Origin of the sequence: Desertimonas flava (assembly GCF_003426815.1) — a bacterium.
Classification (GTDB): Bacteria; Actinomycetota; Acidimicrobiia; order Acidimicrobiales; family Ilumatobacteraceae; genus Desertimonas; species Desertimonas flava.
The window spans coordinates 1-19523 of the sequence record NZ_QKYK01000031.1 but is presented as its reverse complement, the minus strand read 5'-3'; the positions used below and the strand labels follow the sequence as shown (position 1 = coordinate 19523).

21 protein-coding genes and 1 tRNA gene are annotated in these 19523 nt (G+C 70.3%); 14 read left to right on the top strand and 8 right to left on the bottom strand.

Features of this window, described 5'->3' with window-relative positions; all coding sequences use genetic code 11:
* Positions 1–12: 12 nt before the first annotated feature.
* Positions 13–237, bottom strand: coding sequence for a hypothetical protein (locus tag DN771_RS24060; RefSeq protein ID WP_117000121.1), 225 nt, complete (start codon positions 235–237; stop codon positions 13–15).
* Positions 238–311: 74 nt separating this feature from the next.
* On the opposite strand from DN771_RS24060, the gene DN771_RS24055 reads away from it, so the two are divergent.
* From DN771_RS24055 to DN771_RS24045, 3 genes are all read left to right on the top strand, one after another.
* On the top strand, positions 312–1004 hold the full coding sequence (locus DN771_RS24055; RefSeq protein WP_117000120.1) for a mycothiol-dependent nitroreductase Rv2466c family protein: 693 nt from the start codon (positions 312–314) through the stop codon (positions 1002–1004).
* A 45-nt stretch (positions 1005–1049) separates the two neighbouring features.
* Positions 1050–1895, top strand: coding sequence for a maleylpyruvate isomerase family mycothiol-dependent enzyme (locus tag DN771_RS24050; protein ID WP_117000119.1), 846 nt, complete (start codon positions 1050–1052; stop codon positions 1893–1895).
* 233 nt (positions 1896–2128) lie between these two features.
* Positions 2129–2587, top strand: a complete 459-nt coding sequence (locus tag DN771_RS24045; RefSeq protein ID WP_117000118.1) for a hypothetical protein — start codon at positions 2129–2131, stop codon at positions 2585–2587.
* 177 nt (positions 2588–2764) lie between these two features.
* Here the strand turns inward: DN771_RS24045 and DN771_RS24040 are convergent, their stop codons facing one another.
* Complete coding sequence (locus DN771_RS24040) at positions 2765–3880, bottom strand: acyl-CoA dehydrogenase family protein (RefSeq protein WP_117000117.1); 1116 nt, start codon at positions 3878–3880, stop codon at positions 2765–2767.
* Between the two features lie 62 nt (positions 3881–3942).
* On the opposite strand from DN771_RS24040, the gene DN771_RS29805 reads away from it, so the two are divergent.
* The 4 genes from DN771_RS29805 to DN771_RS24025 all read left to right on the top strand — a co-directional run bounded on the left by DN771_RS29805 (position 3943) and on the right by DN771_RS24025 (position 8262).
* A complete protein-coding gene (locus DN771_RS29805; RefSeq protein WP_162942348.1) occupies positions 3943–4224 on the top strand; it encodes a type II toxin-antitoxin system Phd/YefM family antitoxin in 282 nt (93 codons plus the stop codon).
* Positions 4221–4619, top strand: coding sequence for a type II toxin-antitoxin system VapC family toxin (locus DN771_RS29800; protein WP_162942347.1), 399 nt, complete (start codon positions 4221–4223; stop codon positions 4617–4619). The genes DN771_RS29805 and DN771_RS29800 overlap by 4 nt, the downstream gene beginning before the upstream one ends.
* 125 nt (positions 4620–4744) lie before the next feature.
* Positions 4745–7249, top strand: a complete 2505-nt coding sequence (locus DN771_RS24030) for an HYR domain-containing protein (protein ID WP_117000115.1) — start codon at positions 4745–4747, stop codon at positions 7247–7249.
* Positions 7250–7491: 242 nt separating this feature from the next.
* Positions 7492–8262: a transcriptional regulator gene (locus tag DN771_RS24025; protein WP_117000114.1), complete on the top strand. Its 771-nt coding sequence runs from the start codon at positions 7492–7494 to the stop codon at positions 8260–8262.
* Positions 8263–8277: 15 nt separating this feature from the next.
* Here DN771_RS24025 and DN771_RS24020 read toward each other — a convergent pair.
* Both DN771_RS24020 and DN771_RS24015 read right to left on the bottom strand, forming a co-directional pair.
* Positions 8278–8354: transfer RNA gene (locus DN771_RS24020), tRNA-Leu, on the bottom strand.
* Between the two features lie 49 nt (positions 8355–8403).
* The gene (locus DN771_RS24015; protein ID WP_162942346.1) at positions 8404–9504 is read right to left on the bottom strand and encodes an AAA family ATPase; all 1101 of its coding nucleotides are present in this window, start codon (positions 9502–9504) and stop codon (positions 8404–8406) included.
* Between the two features lie 117 nt (positions 9505–9621).
* Between DN771_RS24015 and fabD the strand changes: the two genes are divergently transcribed.
* The 5 genes from fabD to DN771_RS23990 all read left to right on the top strand — a co-directional run bounded on the left by fabD (position 9622) and on the right by DN771_RS23990 (position 14351).
* Positions 9622–10809 (top strand): ACP S-malonyltransferase, encoded by a 1188-nt coding sequence (gene fabD / locus DN771_RS24010; protein WP_117000112.1) that lies wholly within the window; start codon positions 9622–9624, stop codon positions 10807–10809.
* A gap of 54 nt (positions 10810–10863) precedes the next feature.
* On the top strand, positions 10864–11847 hold the full coding sequence (locus tag DN771_RS24005) for a beta-ketoacyl-ACP synthase III (RefSeq protein WP_117000111.1): 984 nt from the start codon (positions 10864–10866) through the stop codon (positions 11845–11847).
* 198 nt (positions 11848–12045) lie between these two features.
* Complete coding sequence (locus tag DN771_RS24000) at positions 12046–12771, top strand: beta-ketoacyl-ACP reductase (RefSeq protein WP_193615408.1); 726 nt, start codon at positions 12046–12048, stop codon at positions 12769–12771.
* Between the two features lie 147 nt (positions 12772–12918).
* Entirely contained in the window at positions 12919–13158 is a 240-nt protein-coding gene (acpP, locus tag DN771_RS23995) for an acyl carrier protein (RefSeq protein ID WP_117000110.1), read from the top strand.
* Entirely contained in the window at positions 13158–14351 is a 1194-nt protein-coding gene (locus DN771_RS23990; RefSeq protein WP_117000109.1) for a beta-ketoacyl-[acyl-carrier-protein] synthase family protein, read from the top strand. Before acpP ends, DN771_RS23990 begins: the two co-directional genes overlap by 1 nt.
* A gap of 60 nt (positions 14352–14411) precedes the next feature.
* Here the strand turns inward: DN771_RS23990 and DN771_RS23985 are convergent, their stop codons facing one another.
* From DN771_RS23985 to DN771_RS23970, 4 genes are all read right to left on the bottom strand, one after another.
* Positions 14412–14783, bottom strand: a complete 372-nt coding sequence (locus DN771_RS23985) for a hypothetical protein (protein WP_117000108.1) — start codon at positions 14781–14783, stop codon at positions 14412–14414.
* 77 nt (positions 14784–14860) lie between these two features.
* Positions 14861–15319: a 3-hydroxyacyl-ACP dehydratase FabZ gene (gene fabZ, locus DN771_RS23980; RefSeq protein ID WP_117000107.1), complete on the bottom strand. Its 459-nt coding sequence runs from the start codon at positions 15317–15319 to the stop codon at positions 14861–14863.
* 299 nt (positions 15320–15618) lie between these two features.
* Positions 15619–16074 carry a thioredoxin-dependent thiol peroxidase gene (gene bcp, locus DN771_RS23975; RefSeq protein WP_117000106.1) on the bottom strand — a complete coding sequence of 152 codons (456 nt, stop codon included), beginning with the start codon at positions 16072–16074 and terminating at the stop codon, positions 15619–15621.
* A gap of 35 nt (positions 16075–16109) precedes the next feature.
* Entirely contained in the window at positions 16110–17645 is a 1536-nt protein-coding gene (locus DN771_RS23970; RefSeq protein ID WP_117000105.1) for a glycosyltransferase family protein, read from the bottom strand.
* 142 nt (positions 17646–17787) lie between these two features.
* Between DN771_RS23970 and DN771_RS23965 the strand changes: the two genes are divergently transcribed.
* Positions 17788–17970, top strand: a complete 183-nt coding sequence (locus tag DN771_RS23965) for a hypothetical protein (RefSeq protein ID WP_117000104.1) — start codon at positions 17788–17790, stop codon at positions 17968–17970.
* Entirely contained in the window at positions 17954–19393 is a 1440-nt protein-coding gene (locus DN771_RS23960; protein ID WP_117000103.1) for a class I SAM-dependent methyltransferase, read from the top strand. The genes DN771_RS23965 and DN771_RS23960 overlap by 17 nt, the downstream gene beginning before the upstream one ends.
* Positions 19394–19523 lie beyond the last annotated feature (130 nt).

The window sequence follows — 19523 nt, the reverse complement described above, 5'->3', positions numbered from 1 at the left end:
CGGTGCCGCCGGTCAGGCGCGGGGCTTGCGGTGGAGGCGGCGCTTGCCGGGGCGGGCGAGCGTGTAGCCGCGGTTGCGGGCCTCGGCCAGCGTGTCGGGGCCGAACGCGAGCCCGACACCCAGGTCGACGAACTCGTTGACGGTGGCCTCGTCCTGCCACTCGTCGATGTCGTAGACGAGCTGGGTGCGCTTGTCACCGACGTACCGCGAATGCTCGAACCGCAGGGGCCGCTCCATGGCGCCAAAGGTATCAGCGCCATCGCCCCGCACCCCGGTACGACCGGTTGGTCTCGGTCCTGCGACACTTGCGCATGGCCAACAGTGGCGCGGGCGGGTCAACAGCCCTCGAGTTCTACTTAGATCCGATGTGCCCGTACGCCTATCAGACCTCGGTGTGGATCCGGGACGTGCGCACCCGGCACGACCTGGACATCACGTGGCGCTTCTTCTCGTTGGAGGAGGTCAACCGGCCCGAGGGCAAGCGGCACCCGTGGGAACGGCCGCTCGCCTACGGGTGGACGCCGATGCGAGTGGCGGCCTGGCTGAGGCGACGCGACATGGATCTGTGCGACCGCTGGTACGAGGCGTGCGGACGTGCGCTGCACGAGGAAGGGCGCCGGTTCTACGACCCGGTGGTCGCCGCCGAACTGCTCGGCGAGATCGGCGCTCCCGACAGCGCGTGGGACGACGCCCTGGCCGATCTCACGACCCACGACGACGTGCTCGCCGACCATCGTCACGCCGCCGACTCACTCGGCGGATTCGGCGTGCCGATCCTCGTGTTTCCCAACGGTCGGGCGCTGTTCGGTCCCGTCGTCGTCCCGGCGCCGCTCGGCGACGACGCCGACCGGCTCTGGGACGTGTGCCAGGCCTACGCCTCCATCGACGGGCTCTACGAGATCAAGACACCGAAGACGGCCGGTGACCTGGCCCGCATCGGCACCGCCTTCGAGCCCTACCTCAGGTCGCGCGAGTGGACGACGATCCAGACCCCGGCCCCATGACGGCTCGGTAGCCGGACGATCGACCGATCGCGCGACACTGCAGCCATGTCTGGGGACGACATCGCGACGCCCGTTCCGATCGACACGATCGCCAAGCTGACGTCGGTGTGGGCGTCGCTCACCGAGGTCGGTGGGGTGCTCACGGAGGACGACTGGAAGCGCCCGACCGACCTTCCGGGATGGACGGTGCAAGACGTGCTGTCGCACCTGATCGGCACGGAGCGGATGCTGCAGGGACTCGACGCCGCGCCGGCTCGTGACGGTGGCGGCGAAGCGCACGTGCGGAACCCGATCGGCGACTTCAACGAGAACGAGGTGGCAGCCCGCCGCGACCTGCCGGGTGCCGCTGTGCTCGCCGAGTGGAACGGCCTCGTCAAGCTGCGCACCGAGACGCTCGCAGCGGGTGACGCCGCCTATTTCGCCACGCCCATGGCCACGCCGACGGGGCCGGGCACGCTGGCGGACTTCCTGCACATCCGCGTGCTCGACAACTGGATCCACGAGCAGGACATCCGTCGCGCCGTGGGGCACCCCGGCGGGCTCGACACCGACGCCGCCGCCCACACGATCGATCGGCTCATCCGCACGATCCCGATCGTCGTCGGCAAGCGAGCGGGTTGCCCCGACGGACAGGCCGTGCGGATCCGCATCACCGGCGGCGTCGAGCGTGAGGTCACATGTGAGGTGCAGGACGGCCGGGCCCGCTTCGTCGACGAGCCGACGGCGGCGCCGGTGGCGACGGTGACGTTCTCCACCGAGGCGTTCGCCGTGCTGGCGTGCGGACGTGCGGCGGACATCGCTTCGGACCCAGTCGGTACCGGTGCGGTGTCGATCGACGGCGACGAGAGCCTCGGACGCCGCGTCGTCGACAACTTCAACATGATGATCTGAACCGGGACGGCGTACTGGTACGACGCCCTGACGCGCGGCTCTACGCCTGCCCGACTCCGGCCTTGTATCGTCGCTTCCGCTCGCGGCGGCGTCCTTCCCCCGCCGACACGTCGCGTCTGCCGACATCGGGGCCTGTGACCGCCGGTCCCGATGTCGGCGGCGCACCGGAGCGGTGTGCCCCGGGCCGGGTCGGTGATCGTTTCGGCCACCCCGTGGCCGTAGCGTGGCCGGTGATGAACGGCACCACCTGGGTCTTCGTCGCGCTCGCCGCGGTCATCGTGTTCGCCATCGCCGCCGCCGTCATCGGCCGCGAGGCCCACCGGCTCGACGCCGTCGCCCCGCGCTCGGTGTACATCGTGGACGAGGCGGTGGAGTTCGTCGCCGAGTACCTCCCGGTCGAGACGCAGGCCAGACTCACGCCCGCCGACCTGGAGCAGCTGCTCACGTTCCACATGCGCTGGCTGCACGCCAAGGGCCTGCAGCCGTCGAACGTGATCGATCGCCGCCAGGACATCGCCGTCCCCGTCGTCCTGTCGGAGGACACGCTCGCCGGATACCTCCTCGCCGAGGCCGACCGCAACGGCATCGAGATCCTCGACGATGTCGACGTGGTGAACGTCGCCGACGCCCACCTCGCCTACTTCGCGGCGATCGGCGCCGTCGGCCCGGTCGCCGACGACCCCGACGTCTGACGGCTCTCGCGTCGCTTCTGGGCGCGGTCCGTGCCAAAACGCGATCCGGGCGCGGATCGCGTCGCTCACCGACACGATCCGCGCCCAGAAGCCGAACGCAGCTGCGCTCAGATGCCGTGCTGGATGCGCATCTTCGCTGCGCTCAGATGCCGTGCTGGATGGGCATCTTCGCTGCGCTCAGATGCCGATGCGCTGGGCGAGCAACTCGCGGTGGTACGTCGGATCGCCGAACAGCAGCTCGGAGCTCTTGGCCCGCTTGAAGTAGAGGTGCGCCGGGTGCTCCCACGTGAAGCCGATGCCGCCGTGGATCTGGATGTTCTCGGCTGTGGCGTGGAAGTACGCCTCCGAGCAGTACGCCTTGGCGAGCGAGGCGACCGACGGCAGCTCGTCGTTGAGCTCGGCGGCGCACCAGAGCCCGTAGTAGGCGGCCGACTTGGCCGACTCGACCTCGAGCAGCATGTCGGCGCACTTGTGCTTGATGGCCTGGAACGAACCGATCGGACGGCCGAACTGCACGCGCACCTTGGCGTACTCGACGGCCATCTCGAGCACCTTCTGGGCGCCGCCGACCTGCTCGGCGGCAAGGCCGACGGCGACGAGGTCGAGCACCTGCTTGAGGACGTCCCAGCCGCCGCCATCGGTGCCGATGAGCTTGGCGGGGGTGTCGGCGAACGTGAGCTTGGCCTGCTTGCGCGTCTGATCCATCGTGGACAGCGCCGTGCGGGTGAGGCCGGCGGCGTCACCGTCGACGGCGAACAGGCTCACACCGGCCGCCGTCTTGGCGGCGACGATGATCAGGTTGGCGGTGTGCCCGTCGAGGACGAACATCTTCTCGCCGTTGATCTTCCAGCCGTCACCGTCGGGCGTGGCCGTGGCCTCGATGCCGCTGTCGTCCCACTTGCCGTTGGCCTCGGTGAAGGCGACGGTGGCGATCGTCTCGCCGCTGGCGACGCCGGGCAGGTACGACTTCTTGGCGTCGTCGTCACCGCTGTGGATCAGCGTGTTGGCGGCGAGCACGACGGTGGAGAAGTACGGAGCGGCGAGCAGCGCCCGACCCATCTCCTCGAGGACGATGCCGAGCTCGACGTAGGTGAAGCCCGAGCCGCCGTACTCCTCGGGGATGTGCAGCCCCTGGAGGCCCATCTGCTCGGCCATCTGCGACCAGACCGCGGCGTCGTACCCGGCCTCGGTCTCCATCTGCTCACGGACGGCGGTCTCGGGGCTCTTGGCCTCGAGGAACGACCGGACGGTCTTGCGCAGCTCTTCCTGCTCGTCGGTGAAAGCGAAGTTCATGGCGTCATGTTGGCCGCGCTCCCTCGCGACTGGCGATTCGTCGTGCGTACACTCGTGTACACATGACGGAGCACATCGGGTCACGGGAGCTGCGGGCCGACCTCGCCACCCACCTTCGCCGGGCGGCGGCCGGCCACCGGCTCGTCGTCACCGTCGGCGGGCGGGCCACCGCGGCCATCGGCCCGGTCGACACGCCCGTCGGCGACGACACCACACTCGACGCCCTCGTCGCCGCCGGCCTCCTCGTCCCGCCGCGGCGCTCGGGACCGGCGCGCACGACCGACCCTGTACCGATCTGGAGCGGCGTCCGCCTCGACCGCGCCCTTCGCGAGGTCCGCGGATGACGACGTTCTTCGACACGAGCGCGGTCGTCGCCTTGCACGTCGACGTGGCCGAGCGGCGGATCGCCGCGGCCGCGCTCGACGACGAGACGTGCGTCAGCGCCCTCGCGCTGACGGAGGCACTTGCCGTCATCGACAAGCTCACCGACGAGGCGATCCTCCGTACCGATCTCGAGGACGCCATCCGCCTCCAGTGGGACCGCTATCACGTCGTCCCCGTCGATCAGCGCGGCCTCGACACGGCGGCGTCCTTGCTCCGCGAGCAGCCGATCCGCCTCGCCGACGCGATCCAGCTCGCCGCGGCTGTCCGACTACCACGACCCGTCCACTACGTGACGTTCGACCCGATCCAGATCCCCGTCGCCCTCGGCCTCGGCTTCGACGTCGCCTCCACGTGACGCCCGAGTCCGGAGCAGGAGCCTCAGCCAGTCGCGACGTAGAGTCGACGCCCGGGCGGGGCGACTTGCAGTCACGTTGCAGCCATGCACGTGCACGCTGAGGTCTCAGGACAGATGGAGGAGTCATGACGCGAGCTTTGATCGGACGCTGGCTGATGGTGATCGGCCTATGTGCCCTGCCGGTCAGCGTGTCGACGCTCGGCGCGCCGCAACCGGCCGCTGCAGACACGACCACCCCTCAGTCGGTGACGGTCAACGTCAGCGAGTCGGCCGGTGGCTTCACGTCTGGCGCCACGCAGACCATCTTCTCCACCTCGCCGACGTTCACTCGCTTCAACAGCGCGCTCGGCACGCTCAACAGCACGACCGTCTCGTGGGACCTGACCGGCTCCGTGGTCGGCTCGGGCAACTACGGCGCAAATGCCGTGTTGTCGTACGCGGGACGACAGGACACGACGCCCTTCGACACGAGGGACGGCAGCGTCGCTCTGGCCTTCTCGGGTTCGGCGACGGTCGCCGGCGAGGCCGGCAGCGGGACCTACTCGCCCAGCGCGTTGACCGGCGTCGTGTCCGGCCAGTCGGGAACGTTCCCGTGGGGTGCGACGATCAGCCTGAGCGGCACCATCACCCTGACGTACGACTACACGATCGCCTCCGATCCGGTTCCGGTCTGGCAAGTGCCGGCACCGATCACCGTGGGCACCGATACCGGGCTGGCCACGGCCCGGGTGACCTACACCGCTACTGCCTCCGACAACGGATCCATCGTGTCGCAATCGTGCGCTCCGGCGTCGGGTTCTGCGTTCCCCGTCGGCACCACGACGGTCGCGTGCACCGCGACCGACGACGCGAGCGGCGTGGGGACGGCGACCTTCACGGTCACCGTCGTCGACGACGACCCGCCCGTTGTCACCGCCCCCGGCGACACGGCGGTGTCGGCGACCTCGGCCGCAGGCGCGACCGTGACGTTCGCGGCTGCGACGGCGACCGACGCCGTGACGTCACCCCTCACCGCCACGTGCGACCGCACGTCGGGCACGGTCTTCCCCATCGGCTCGACGATCGTCACCTGCAGCGCCACAGACGGCGCCGGCAACACCGGCAGCGACACGTTCCGGATCACCGTGCTGGACACGCCGCCGCGACTCTTCCTGCCCAACGACTCCACCATTGAGGCGACGGGCTCGTCGACGGAGATCACGTATACCGTCCTGCCCGCGTTCGATGCGGTGGACGGTGTCCTCACTCCAGCCTGTGCCCCGCTCTCGGGCACGTCTCACCCGCTCGGACCGGTCACGATCAACTGCTCGGTCACCGATTCCGCCGGCAACACGGCCTCAGACGCGTTCACGATCACGGTCACCGACTCGGCGCCGCCGACGATCGACGTGCCCGCCGACTTCGCCATCGAGGCGACTGGACCGCTCACGGCGATCGACTACGACGTCACCGCCGACGACGCCCTGGGCAGTCCGACCATCACGTGCAATCCCGTGGTCGGCTCGACACACGCCCTCGGTCTGGTCACCGTGACCTGCTCGGCAACGGACGGCTCGGGCAACTCCGTCGACGACTCGTTCGGCATCACGATCGTCGACACCACAGCCCCCGCTCTCGACGTCCCCACCGACATCTCGCTCGAAGCGACCGGCCCCTCGGGCGCCGTCGCCGACTGGGTGACCACCGCCACCGACCTCGTCGACGGTGCCGTGCCGGTGGTCTGCACGCCAGTCACCGGATCGACGTTCCCGATCGGATTCACTGACGTCTCGTGCACCGCCACGGACAGCCACGCGAACACGACGACGTCCAACTTCAGCGTCACGATCGAGGACACCACGGCCCCGGACCTCGCACTGCCTGATCTCCAGGCCACGGCCACCGGGCCGGACGGGGCCGCCGTCGACTTCGAGGCGATCGCCACCGACGTCGTCGACGGCGACGTCACGGCCATGTGCGATCCGCCGTCGGGCACCTCCTTCCCGGTGGGCTCCACGACGGTCAGCTGTTCGGCCACCGACGCGGCCGGCAACCGAGCGTCCGACGAGTTCACCGTCACCGTGGTCGACGAGGGCACGCCAGTGCTCACGCTGCCGGCCGATCGCACCGTCGAGGCCACGGGGCCGGGCGGCGCCGTGGTCGACTTCTCCGTCACGGCGACCGACGACGTCGACGGCGACCTCGAGGCGGCCTGCTCGCCGGCCTCGGGCACGACCTTCGCCATCGGCACCACCGACGTCACCTGTACGGCCACCGACAGCGCCGGCCACGTCGCCACCGGAGGTTTCAGCGTCACGGTCACCGACAGCACGGGTCCCGACATCAGCGTGCCGCAGTCGGTCAACGCGGTCGCCACCGGGCCAGACGGTGCGGTCGTCGAGTTCACGGTCACCGCCCACGACGCGATCGCCGGCGACGTTTCGGTCACATGCGTTCCCCCTTCGGGGAGTCTGTTCGCCATCGGTGCGACGACCGTCACCTGCACGGCATCGGACGCGTTCGCCGGCCCCGCCGGCCTCCGGAACACCCGCCGGGCACCCGCGCAGGTCGTCGGCGGCAATGAGACCACGGCGTCGTTCGTCGTCACGGTGACGGCCGCGCCACAACAGCTGCTGCCCGCCACGCGTTGACACGGGAGCCGTCCCGGCTCGGTCGGCCGATCCTCAGAACTGGGCGGAGCAATGGCGCCCGTGCCCGGTGGGACTCGAACCCACACTGTGCGGGTTGTGGATCCGCTCCGTGCGCTACGTGACGTTCGACCCGATCCAGATCCCCATCGCGCTGGGACTCGGTCTCGACGTCGTGTCGACTGAGCACCCCGCCGGCCCTCGACTCCGGTCGACTGCTACACCCCTTGGTCACACTGGGACCCATGTACTCCGACGCGATCGTCGCCCAGGCGCTGGCGCTTGAACGAACGGGGCGGTCGCCGGACTCGATCGCCAGCGAGCTGGGGATCAGCCGGACCACGGTCGTCGCCTGGCTGCGAGTCGGCTCCTCGCTGGTGGCAGAACGGGGGGCGTCGCGCCTCGGCCGACCGACGTACCGCGGCGAGTGCATCGACCCGGCTTCGCTCGACCCGAGCGCCTACGCATACCTGCTCGGCCAGTACCTCGGCGACGGTTGCATCAGTGCGGTGAAGCGGAGCTTCCGGCTGCGCATCACATGCTGCGACGACTACCCGGGCGTGATGGACGAGTGCGAGCTGGCGATCGTGACCGTGCGACCCGAGGCGCAGGTGCGCCGCCTGCCGCGTACCGGGTGCACGGAGCTCAGCGACAGCTGGCACCACTGGCCATGTTTGCTGCCCCACGGAAGAGGCGGCGTGAAGCACACGCGCCTGATCGAGCTCACCGAGTGGCAACGTCACCTCGCCCTCGAGGCGGCGCCGGGACAGTTCGTCCGCGGCCTCATCCACAGCGACGGTTGGCGCGGAACGAATCGCGTGCGCGGGGCGAACGGGAAGACGTACGAGTATCCCCGCTACCTGTTCTCCAATCGCTCCGCGGACATCAGGCAGTTGTTCGTCGACGGGTGCGAGCGAATCAGCGTCGGCACTCGCCGGATGAACGCCTGGACGGTGTCGGTGGCCAAGCGTGCCGACGTTGCGATCCTCGATCAGGTGGTGGGCCCAAAGTGCTGAGCGAGAAGTCTCCGTTGGTGCCCCGGGTGGGACTCGAACCCACACTGTGCGGGTTTTGAATCCGCTTCCTCTGCCAATTGGGATACCGGGGCTGGGCGTCCGATGGTACCGGTCGGTGGTGGCCGATCGCTCCCCGATGGCTCAGGTGGGGCCGGGAAAGCGCTGGCGGATCCAGTCGGCGAACATCGGGTCGGTGAGCACGAGCTTGCCGTCACGCCGGTCGAGATGGCCCTCACCGACCAGCGCGTGGATCGCCGTGCGGGCAGTGCCGGCGGCAAGGCCGAGCACCTCGGCGGTAGCGCCGTACGCCTTGCCGTCGGTGGCGATCGCCCGCAGCACCCGCTGTGAGCCGAGCGGCAGGGCCTGGAACAACGCCTCACTGCCGACGGCCACGCCGGCGCGCACCGACTGGAGGGCGAGCTCCCACCCGGCGTCGTCGGCGGTGGCGCCGGGTTCGGTGCAGCGCCACAGCGCGTCGGCGAGCTCCATCGCACGGTAGGGGTGTCCTTGCGCCATCGCCACGATGCGCTGGTCGATCTCACCGACGTCGCGGCCGGTGCGGTCGAACCCGTCGACGACGATGCTGGCGACGGCGCTGTCGGCCATCGGGCCGATTTCCAGCAGCTCGGCCTGGCCGAAGAAGGGCTCGGCGCGGTCGGTGAACAGCGCCCGCATCATCGACGGCTCGGAGCCGGCGAACACGATGCTGAGGTCGCGGTAGTGGTGCTGGAGGCCGGTGCGCAGCAGGGCGGCGGCGCCATCGACGCGGGTGACGCCGGAGAACTCGTCGAGGACGAGCAACAGGTCGTGACGCTCGGCGGCCTTGACGAGCAGCTGCAGCAGCGGCCGGGCGACGAGGATGGCGTCGGGCCGGCTGAGGCGGTTGCGGGTGAACTCCACGGTGACCGCGCCGAGCTTGAGCGACATGCTCTCGGCCATCGAGGCGATCGCCCGGCGCAGCTTGCCCCGGGTCTGGGCGAGTCCTTCGTCGAGCCGGCCGGCGAGGTCGGCCATCGACGACAGGCCGTAGAGGTCGATCCATACCGTCTCTGGGCCGACGCCGGCGAGGTCGGCCGCCACCTTGCGCAGCACGCTCGTCTTGCCGTAACGGCGAGGGCCGAGCAGGGCCGTCACGCGGCGGGCGAGCAGCCGTTCGGAGAGGTCGCGGACGAGCTCCTCGCGGCCGGTCACCTCGTCGGGACGGAGGGGCCCGCCGATCGGGAACGGGCTGAGCTCGACCATCGCCACACCATACTCGGTTTTTGCGAGTATCTCATGCACGGTGCGACCGAGCATCGAGAGCGGCACTGGCAGAGAGGTTTGCGATCCCGACCGGTCGGTGCGTCTACCCTTCCGGCAATGCTCGCTTTCACGTTCCCAGGCCAGGGATCGCAACGCCCCGGGATGGGCCGGCCCTGGCAGGAGCACGAGAGCTGGGAGCTCGTCGAAGAGGCCAGCGAGATCGCCAAGGAGATCGACGGCCGCGATGTCGCCCGCTTGTTGCTGGATGCCGACGCCGACGAGTTGAGGGACACCCGCAACGCCCAGCTCACCACGTTCGTCTCCAGCCTCATGGTGCTCGACGCCGCAGAGCGCCTCGGCATCGAGCCGAGCTTCTGCGCCGGCCACAGCCTCGGTGAGTACACCGCCCTCACGGCCACCGGCGCCCTCGGTTTCGAGGACGGCGTCCGCCTCGTCGCCGCCCGCGCCGACGCCATGCACGACGCCGGCATCGAACACCCCGGCACGATGGCCGCGGTGCTCGGCCTCGACGACGACCAGGTCGACGTCGCCTGCCGCCGCGCCGACGCCGACGTGTGGGTCGCCAACTACAACGCCCCGGGGCAGGTGGTCATCGCCGGTTCGCACGACGGCGTCGCCGCCGCCGGGGTGCACGCCAAGGACCTCGGGGCCAAGAAGGTGATGCCGCTGCAAGTGTCTGGCGCGTTCCACACGCCGTTCATGATCAGCGCCCGCGATCGCCTCCGCAGTGCCATCGCCGCAGCTGCGCCCCGCGACGCCGAGGTCCCCGTCATCTCCAACGTCGACGCCCTCCCCCACCGCGACGGCTCCGAGTGGGCCAGCCTCCTGTCGGCGCAGCTGTCGTCACCGGTGCGCTGGAAGCAGTCGCTGCTCGAGCTGGTCGACCTCGGTGTCACCCAGTTCATCGAACTCGGCCCGGGCGGCGTGCTCACCGGGATGGCCAAGCGCACGGCCACCGGCGCCCGCACGATCTCGGTCGCCACGCCCGAGGATCTCGACAAGCTGATCGAGTTCCTGCGCATCGACATCCCCACCCCGCCGGCACGCGTCGAGGGCGAGCACCTCTTCGCCAGCGAGCGGCTCGTCGTCAGCCCGTCAGCCGGCGTGTTCGCCAGAGCCGCGGGCATCGACGACGGGGCGTCCATCGAGGTCGGCACCGTGCTCGGGCACGTCGGCGACCAGGAGGTGGTGTCGCCCTTCGCCGGCGTGCTGCAGAGCTACATCGCCGTCGACACCGAGCGTCTCACCGTCCGCCAGCCCGTGGCTTGGCTCCGGACCGCGTAGGCGCCGTGGGACATTCGCATTGCCGACCGCCCCGTTCGACATAGTCTCAGCCCCATGCCTTCGGTACCAGGATCGACGCGGGGCGCGGTGATCACCGGTTGGGGCACCGCTCTACCGGAACGGGTGCTCACCAACGACGACCTCCGCGACACAGGGTTGGACACGAGCGACGAGTGGATCGTCGAGCGCACTGGTATCCGCGAGCGCCACATCATCGGCTTCCGCGGCGCCCCTGACGTCGACGGGAGCACGGCGTCCCTCTCGATCGCGGCCGGGCGCCAGGCGATCGAGATGGCCGGACTCGAGCCACACCAGATCGACGCGATCGTGCTGTCCACCACCACGCCCGATCGCGCCGTGCCCGCCACGTCGGCCACCGTCCAGCAGGGCCTCGGCCTGCGGTGCGGCGCGTTCGACATCAACGCCGCCTGCTCGGGCTTCACCTACGCGATGGTCGTCGCCCACGGCCTGATCGCCATGGGGTCCGAGCGCATCCTCGTCATCGGGACCGACACGCTGTCCCGGATCACCGACTGGCAGGACCGCAACACGGCGGTGCTGTTCGGTGACGGGTCGGGGGCGGTGGTCCTCGAGGCGGTCGAAGGTCGTGGCCAGCTGCGGGGCTGGGACCTCGACGCCGACGGCAGCGCCGAGGAGTACCTCTACTGCGAGACCGGCGACGTGATGAAGATGGAGGGCAAGGAGGTCTTCCGCCGCGCCGTGCGCATCATGGTCGACTCGGCGGAGAAGTCGATGAAGGCCGCTGGTGTCACGGCCGACGACATCAAGCTCGTCGTGCCCCACCAGGCGAACGCCCGGATCATCAAGGCGGCGTGCGACCGGCTCGGCATCGACATGGATCGCGCCGCGGTCGTCCTCGACCGCACCGGCAACACGTCGTCGGCGTCGATTCCCCTCGCGCTCGCCGACGCCCTCGACGCCGGCCGCGTCAGTGAAGGCGACCTCGTGCTCCTCGTCGGCTTCGGCGCGGGGATGACCGCGGCGAGCACCATCATCGAGTGGGGCGGGTCGTCGTGAGCGCAGCGAGCGACTGCCGTCCGCGCGAGCGCCAGCGAGCCGGCGCGGCGATGGGGAGCGAGCGCAGCGAGCGGACGCGCAGCCCCCGGGTGACGTCGTGAGCGCAGCGAGCGACTGCCGTCCGCGCGAGCGCCAGCGAGCCGGCGCGGCGATGGGGAGCGAGCGCAGCGAGCGGGGGCGCAGCCCCCGGGTGACGGCGTGACCGACGAGCAGCCGACCGGGCCGGTGGCCCTGGTCACCGGCGGGTCACGCGGCATCGGTCTGGCGATCGCCCGGCGGCTCCAGGCCGCCGGCTACCGCGTGGCGATCACGTACCGCAGCTCCGATCCGCCCGAAGGACTGTTCGCAGTCAAGTGCGACGTCACGTCGAACGACGACGTCGAGCGGGCGTTCACCGAGGTCACCGAGCACTTCGGCGACACCGTCGGCGTGCTGGTGTCGAACGCCGGCCAGACCCGCGACGGCCTCCTGCTGCGGATGAGCGAGTCGGACTTCACCGACGTCATCGACGCCAACCTCACCGCGGCCTTCCGCGTGGCCAAGCGGGCGTCGAAGGACATGCTGCGGGCCCGCGCCGGACGCATCGTCTTCGTGTCGTCCGTCGTCGGCCTGCTCGGCTCGGCGGGCCAGGCGAACTACGCGGCGTCGAAGGCCGGCCTGGTCGGGTTCGCCCGATCGCTCGCCAGGGAGCTCGGGTCCCGGTCGATCACCGTCAACGTCGTCGCTCCCGGCCCGATCGAGACCGACATGACCGCCGTCCTCGGCGAGAAGCGCCTCGCCGAGCTCACCGCTGCCGTCCCACTCGGTCGCATGGGCTCCCCCGACGAGATCGCGGCGACCGTCGAGTTCCTCGTCTCGCCTGCCGCGGCCTACATCACGGGGGCCGTGATCCCCGTCGACGGCGGCCTCGGAATGGGCCACTGAACCATCCGATCGCCGAGGCCGCGCGACGAGGAACGTTCCCCAACCGACCCCTGTGCCTTATGCTCTGCGGAATCGCCGCCAGCATTCCTGGCCACCGGTCCTCGATCTTCTCCCGTCTACCCCATCGCCATCCACAAGGAGCTCACCGTGAGTGACGAACTGTTCGCCCGATTCCAGAAGTGCGCCGTCGAGGTGCTGTCCGTGCCCGAGGAGAAGGTTGTGCCCGAGGCACGATTCGGCGACGACCTGGACGCCGACAGCCTCGATCTCGTGGAGCTCGTGATGGCGCTCGAAGAGGAGTTCGGCGTCGAGGTTCCCGAGGACGAGCTCGAAGGCGTCGAGACGGTGGGTCAGGCGTTCGACCTGATCGCCGGCAAGCTCAGCTGATGGACGGCCGCGGCCGTCGCGTCGCCGTCACCGGACTCGGCGTCGTGGCGCCGTGCGGTATCGGCAAGGACGCATTCTGGTCCGGGCTGCTCGGCCCGGGCATCACCACGCCCGAAGGTGAACCGCCCACCCGTGCGGTGCGCATCGCCGACTGGGACCCGAGCCCCTGGTACGCCAGCCCGAAGGAAGCCCGGCGGGCCGACCGGGTGGAGCAGTTCGCCACCGCCGCGGCCGCCGAGGCGTTCGCCCACGCGGGCGACGTCGGCGTCGACCCGGCGCGCTTCGGCACGATCTTCGCCACCGGCATCGGTGGCCTCGAGACGCTCGAGGAGCAGATCGGGCTACGCCTCGCCAAGGGCGACCGGCGTGTCTCGCCGTTCCTCGTGCCGATGATGATGGCCAACGCCAGCGGCGCGGCGATCTCGATGCGATACGGCCTGCAAGGTCCGAACGAGACGATCTGCACGGCGTGCGCGGCAGGCACCCACGCCATCGGGTACGCCGCCCGGCTCATCGCGTGGGGTCGGTGCGACGCAGTCGTCACCGGTGGCAGCGAGGCCGCGGCGACCGCTACCTCGCTGGCCGGTTTCACCAACATGACGGCCACCTCCAGCAGCGGCTCGTCGCGCCCGTTCGACGTGGGCCGAGACGGATTCGTGATGGGCGAGGGCGCCGCCGTGCTGATCCTCGAGGAGTGGGAGCACGCCGTCTCGCGTGGGGCGACGATCCTGGGTGAGGTGCTCGGGGCCGGCAGCAACGCCGACGCCCACCACATCACGGCACCTTCGCCCGGCGGAGCCGGCGCCGTCACGTGCATGCGGCTCGCCCTCGACGATGCCGGGCTCGACGCCTCCGACATCCGTCACGTCAACGCCCACGGCACCTCGACCCCGTTGAACGACGCGGCCGAGGCCGAAGCCGTGCTCAAGGTGTTCGGCGAGGCGGCCCCGCCAGTCACGTCGATCAAGGGCGTCACCGGACACGCGCTCGGCGCCGCCGGAGCGCTGGAGGCGGCGGCCACGCTGTTGTCGTTCCAGCACAAGCTGCTGCCGCCGACGGCGAACACCACCAGCGTCGACCTCGGTATCGACGTCGTGATGGGCGACGCGCGCCCCTGGGAGCCGGGTCCCACGATCTCGAACAACTTCGGGTTCGGCGGCCACAACGGCTCGGTGATCCTCGCCCCCGCCTGATCCTCGCGTGCACCTGACGGTTGGTGCCGGGCCCCAACCGTCAGGTCGACGCCAGCGCCCTCAGCAGGCGGCGCCGGCCGGGTCGACCAGACCGGAGATCAGATAGGCGGCGGCCGCAGCAGCCAGCGCGCCGGCCACCACCCAGCGGGCGTTGCCGTTGAGACGCTGGGCGACGTGCTTGGACCGCATCGTCGCGAAGCCGACGGCCACGAGGGTGACGAGCAGGGCACCGACGATGAACGGGCCGGCGTCGAATCCGTCGCAGTCGACGACGCCGTTGATCGACGTCTTCGTCGACCACGTGAACCGGAAGGCCCACCCGAGCGCGGCGACGACGACAGCCGTCTTCCACGCTGTCGGGATCCGGCGCACGAGATCGCGCCAGCCGTTGGCGTCGACGTGGTTCGGTGCGATGGGGGTGGTGCTGGTCATGTCATGGCTCCTGATGGCGAAAGGACACCGTTAGGACGCACCGACCAGCGGTTTGGTTGCGGTCGCGATCGAGACGTTCAGGCGTCGACGACGACGAAGAGCAACTCGCACGAGCACGCGACGTCGCCATCGGCTCCGCCGAGCAGTGCCCGGCCGGTTCCCTTGCCGGCCCGAGCCGACATGCGGCCGAGCTCGACCTCCAGCCAGAGCGTGTCGCCAGGACCGACCTGGCGGCGGAACCGGGCGCCGTCGAGGCCGCCGAAGAGCGGCAGCTTGCCGGTGAAGCGTTCGTCGGTGAGCACGGCGATCGCGCCCACCTGGGCGATCGCTTCGCACATCAGCACGCCGGGCAACGTCGGTCGTCCGGGGAAATGCCCGGGAAAGAACCACTCGTCACCTGAGAGCGTCCACGTGCCGGCGGCGCGTACCCCCGGCTCCAGCAGCCGCAGCTCGTCGACGAACAGGAACGGCGCGCGGTGGGCGATGACGTCAGCGGGAGCGGGAAGCCCCGAAGGCGTGTCGCTCGCTGCGCTCACGACGCCATCCGGGGGCTGCGCCCCCGCTCGCTTCGCTCGCGCCCCATCGCCGCGCCGGCTCGCTGGCGCTCGCTCGGGCGGCAGTCGCTCGCTGCGCTCACGACGCCAACCGGGGGCTGCGCCCCCGCTCGCTTCGCTCGCGCCCCATCGCCGCGCCCGCTCGCGGGCGCTCGCTCGGGCGGCAGTCGCTCGCTGCGCTCACGACGCCAACCGGGGGCTGCGCCCCCGCTCGCTTCGCTCGCGCCCCATCGCCGCGCCGGCTCGCTGGCGCTCGCTCGGGCGGCAGTCGCTCGCTGCGCTCACGACGCCAACGCGGCCAGAAGCTTCTTCGGCGTGTCAGCCGGGCTGATCTTGTACCAGACCTCGGCGAGCTTGCCCTTCTCGTCGATGAGGAACGCCGAGCGGATGATGCCCATGTACGTCCGGCCGTAGTTCTTCTTCTCCCCCCACACTCCGTACGCCTCGGCAACGGCGTGATCGGCATCGGACAGGAGCGGGAAACCGAGCGAGTACTTCTCATCGAACTTCAGCTGCTTCGCCGGCAGGTCGGGGCTGATGCCCAGCACCGCGGTGTCTCCGATCTCGCCGAGCACGTCCCGCAGGGCGCACGACTGCGTGGTGCATCCGGGCGTGTCGGCCTTCGGGTAGAAGTACACGAGAACCTTGCGGCCCTTGAAGCTGGAGAGCTTGACCTTGTTCTCGTGCTGGTCGAGAAGGTTGATCGCGGGCGCCTTGTCACCGGGGGAAAGAGTCACGACGCCGATCGTAGGCGTTGGTCGCAGCTGTCGGATCAGACCGGCGACATCGCCGTCGCTTCGGTCGTTGTCGCCCGCCGCGACCGCGCATCACCGATCGTGCTCGCCAGCATCGCCACGGCCGCGACGATCGCGCCGATCGCGACGAGCACGCCGGCGGCGACCCGCCAGCCGTCACCGACCGGGAGCACCTGGAGGATCACCGGCGGCGCACCGTCGTCCCGGGGACGCCTGATCCGGGTCGGGTCGACGTCGACGGGCAGGTTGAGGATGGCCCACCAACCGAGCGCGACGGCGAGTGCGAGCGGCGCGACGTACGGCACCAGGCGGTCGAGGCCGACGACGGCGAGGGCGGCCAGCACGCCGAGCACCGGGAAGAGGTAGCGCGGGTAGGCGTTGCCGCCCCCGCTGACGTGCTGGGCGACCGTCGCTGCGATCACGACCACGGCGATCGTGCAGAGGCCGAGGGCTGCACGGAACGTCGTGCGTTCCTCCGGGTCGTCGCCGGTCGCCCCGCCGCCCGGCCGCCCGGTCGCCGCGGCCCCGACGACTCCCGCCGTCATCAGGATCGCCGAGATCGTCAGGCCCGGTGGGACCCGCCGGCCGAGTGTCGCCGGCGTGGTGAGGCGCTGATAGAGGTTCGCCCACATGTGGCCCCGGGTCATCATCGACAGCACGCTCCCCTTGCGGGTGCGCCGGAATCGGCGCAGCAGGTAGTCGGAGGCACCGATGTCGCCGTACAGGTGGATGTTGCGGAGGTAGAACCAGCCGAAGGCGAGTGCCATCGGGATCGCCGCGCCGAGCCAGACCGTCAGCGCCGACACGGCCCGCTCACGTACGGGCGAAGGGCCCCGAGCGAGCTGCCACGCCCCGACGCAACCGACCACGGCGATGGCGAGGAGCATCGTGGCGGCGCGGGTTCCCGAGGCGACCACGGACGTCGCGGCCAGCAACACGACGTCGCGTCGAGCCGCGCCGCGTGTGAGGCAGCGGACGCCGGCCCAGATGACCGAGGTACCGACGGCGAAGGCCATGCCGTCGTTCAGACCCTGTGAGAACACGCCGTGGCCCTGCGGGACCGCGGCGACGACGGCCGCGGCGAGCAGCCCGACGCGCCGGCTCCCGCCGGCGAGCTCGCCGGCGAGGGCGAACGTCAGCACCACGCCGACCGCCGCCATCGCAACGTTGGCGAGGCGCATGTAGAGCAGCCCACCGTCGGCGCGGTCGGTGGCGTCGGACAGCCAGATCAGCGGGGCCGTGACCACGTAGTTCAGTGGCGGATGATTGGCCACCCAGACGCCGAGATAGCGCTCGTCCCGGGCCGTCGAGCGCTCGGCCGCCCACTGCACCGCCGAGTCGGGGATGTCCGGCGCACGATCGATCTCGGGGAGCCGGAAGTCGGCGATCTCGTGGGCGTAGCCGAGATGGGCCGTCTCGTCGGGCGGGGCGAACGGCGGCTGCTGGAAGGCGTGGATCGACGCCATGCCGATGAAGGCCACGACGACGGCGACGAGGCCGATGAGCTCGATGGCTCCTCGCCAGCGGGCGCGCGCGGTGCGCAGCCCGTGCATCAGACGCCCACCGAGTGTTCGCGCGACGGGTCGCGTTCAGGGCAGTGGCGGCGCATGACGTCGCGACAGTAGGCGGCGCGGCGGTTGAACGTCAGGTGACGGTCGCCGGGACTGCCGGTGAACGAACGGCTAACATCCAGGCATGCTCAGCTATCTCGATGCCAGCACGGGGACGATGATCGCGGCTGCCTTCGCTGGCGGCGCCGCTGGTTTCGCAGTCTTCATCAAGATGTACTACCACCGGTTCGTCGGCCTGTTCTCGAAGAAGCACCGCGTCCAGGCCGAGGCGGCCCAGGCCGAGCTGCTCGGTGACGACGAGTCCTGACGCGGCCGCGTCGGCCGTCGCACAGCCCGATCCCGGATCCTTCCGGGACCCGCTGTCCCGAGTCTTCATCGAAGGCGATCACGTCTGGCGGGGCCTGTCCGGCGCCGCCGTCGAGGACGTGGAGGCGCTCTTCGCCTCGTCGTTCTTCCCGGCCGCGCTGCAGCGCGGCGACATCGTCGCGACCGAACGCGTGCAGCCCGGCGACGGCGTCCCCAGTCTCGGCACGGACTGGCCGGGGCTGCTGCGTCATGAACGCATCGGCGTGCTCTCGTATCCGTACGAGTGGGCGTTCGAGATGCTGCGCGATGCCGCCCGTCTCCAGCTGCGACTCACCCGCGAGGCGCTGTCCGAGCGGCTGATCACCAAGGACGCCTCGGCCTACAACGTGCAGTTCGTCGGTGCCAAGCCGGTGTTCATCGACGTCGGCTCGTTCGAGCGCATCCGCAGCGGCGAGCCGTGGCCCGGATATCGCCAGTTCTGCGAGCTCTTCCTCAACCCGCTGTACATCCAGGCGATCGCCAACGTGCCGTTCCAGCCCCTGCTGCGCGGCGACATCGACGGCGTGTCCCCGCCCCTCGCCAAGGCCATCATCGGCGGGCGGGGCCGGTTCCGGCGCGGCACGTTCACCCACGTCCGTCTGCACGCTCGAGTCGAACGCCGCTACGCCGACGCCGACAAGGAGCGCGACATTCGTGGCGAGCTGAAGCGGGCCGGACTCGGCCCCAAGCTCATCGACGCCCAGCTGCGCAACCTCGAGAAGGCCATCGAATCGCTGTCGTGGAAGCAGCAGCAGTCCACCTGGTCCGATTACAGCGACCGCAGCCACTACACCGACCGCGACCTGGAGGCCAAGGAACAGTTCGTCGCCGCGGCCACCACGACCGACGCGTCGGGCGGCCTGGTGCTCGATCTCGGTGCCAACGACGGCCGGTTCTCCCGCATCGCCGTCGGCGCCGGCGCCCGCAGCGTGGTGGCCGTCGACTCCGACCATCTGGTCATCGACCGCCTGTACCGGGACCTGCGCAACGAGGGCAGCACGGCGATCCTGCCGCTCGTCCTCGATCTGGCCAACCCCTCCCCGTCCATCGGCTGGCGGTCCCAGGAACGCCCGTCGTTCGTCGAGCGGGTCCGGCCGGATCTCACGCTGTGCCTGGCGGTGGTGCATCACCTGGCGCTCACCAACAACGTGCCGCTCGACGACATCGTGCAGTTCCTCGCCGACTTCGACGGCAAGCTCGTGGTGGAGTTCCCGCACCCGGACGACGTGATGGCGAAGCGACTACTCGCCCGCAAGCGTGAGGGCCTGTTCGATTCGTACACGGTGGCCACCTGGGAAGCTGCGCTCGAGCAGCGCTTCACCGTGCAACGGCGCGAGGACCTCCCGAGCGGCACCCGCACGCTCTACCACTGCACCCCCCGCTGACCGAGTAACAGATGGTGCCAGCCTGGATTCCAGTGGTCACTGCAACACGTGGTTGTCGAGGATCATGGTAGGGGTCTTCCAGCCGTGGCGTTTGCGGGGTCGGCGGTTGAGCTTGGCGGCGATGGCGTCG

Coding starts and splice junctions, on each gene's coding strand:
- DN771_RS23970 (WP_117000105.1), bottom strand. CDS start 17,645: ATGCACGGGCTGCGCACCGCGCGCGCCCGCTGGCGAGGAGCCATCGAG.
- DN771_RS24025 (WP_117000114.1), top strand. CDS start 7,492: ATGTACTCCGACGCGATCGTCGCCCAGGCGCTGGCGCTTGAACGAACG.
- DN771_RS24060 (WP_117000121.1), bottom strand. CDS start 237: ATGGAGCGGCCCCTGCGGTTCGAGCATTCGCGGTACGTCGGTGACAAG.
- DN771_RS23965 (WP_117000104.1), top strand. CDS start 17,788: ATGCTCAGCTATCTCGATGCCAGCACGGGGACGATGATCGCGGCTGCC.
- DN771_RS24015 (WP_162942346.1), bottom strand. CDS start 9,504: ATGGTCGAGCTCAGCCCGTTCCCGATCGGCGGGCCCCTCCGTCCCGAC.
- DN771_RS29805 (WP_162942348.1), top strand. CDS start 3,943: ATGACGGAGCACATCGGGTCACGGGAGCTGCGGGCCGACCTCGCCACC.
- DN771_RS24055 (WP_117000120.1), top strand. CDS start 312: ATGGCCAACAGTGGCGCGGGCGGGTCAACAGCCCTCGAGTTCTACTTA.
- DN771_RS24040 (WP_117000117.1), bottom strand. CDS start 3,880: ATGAACTTCGCTTTCACCGACGAGCAGGAAGAGCTGCGCAAGACCGTC.
- DN771_RS24050 (WP_117000119.1), top strand. CDS start 1,050: ATGTCTGGGGACGACATCGCGACGCCCGTTCCGATCGACACGATCGCC.
- DN771_RS23990 (WP_117000109.1), top strand. CDS start 13,158: ATGGACGGCCGCGGCCGTCGCGTCGCCGTCACCGGACTCGGCGTCGTG.
- DN771_RS24005 (WP_117000111.1), top strand. CDS start 10,864: ATGCCTTCGGTACCAGGATCGACGCGGGGCGCGGTGATCACCGGTTGG.
- DN771_RS24045 (WP_117000118.1), top strand. CDS start 2,129: ATGAACGGCACCACCTGGGTCTTCGTCGCGCTCGCCGCGGTCATCGTG.
- DN771_RS23985 (WP_117000108.1), bottom strand. CDS start 14,783: ATGACCAGCACCACCCCCATCGCACCGAACCACGTCGACGCCAACGGC.
- DN771_RS24030 (WP_117000115.1), top strand. CDS start 4,745: ATGACGCGAGCTTTGATCGGACGCTGGCTGATGGTGATCGGCCTATGT.
- DN771_RS29800 (WP_162942347.1), top strand. CDS start 4,221: ATGACGACGTTCTTCGACACGAGCGCGGTCGTCGCCTTGCACGTCGAC.
- fabD (WP_117000112.1), top strand. CDS start 9,622: ATGCTCGCTTTCACGTTCCCAGGCCAGGGATCGCAACGCCCCGGGATG.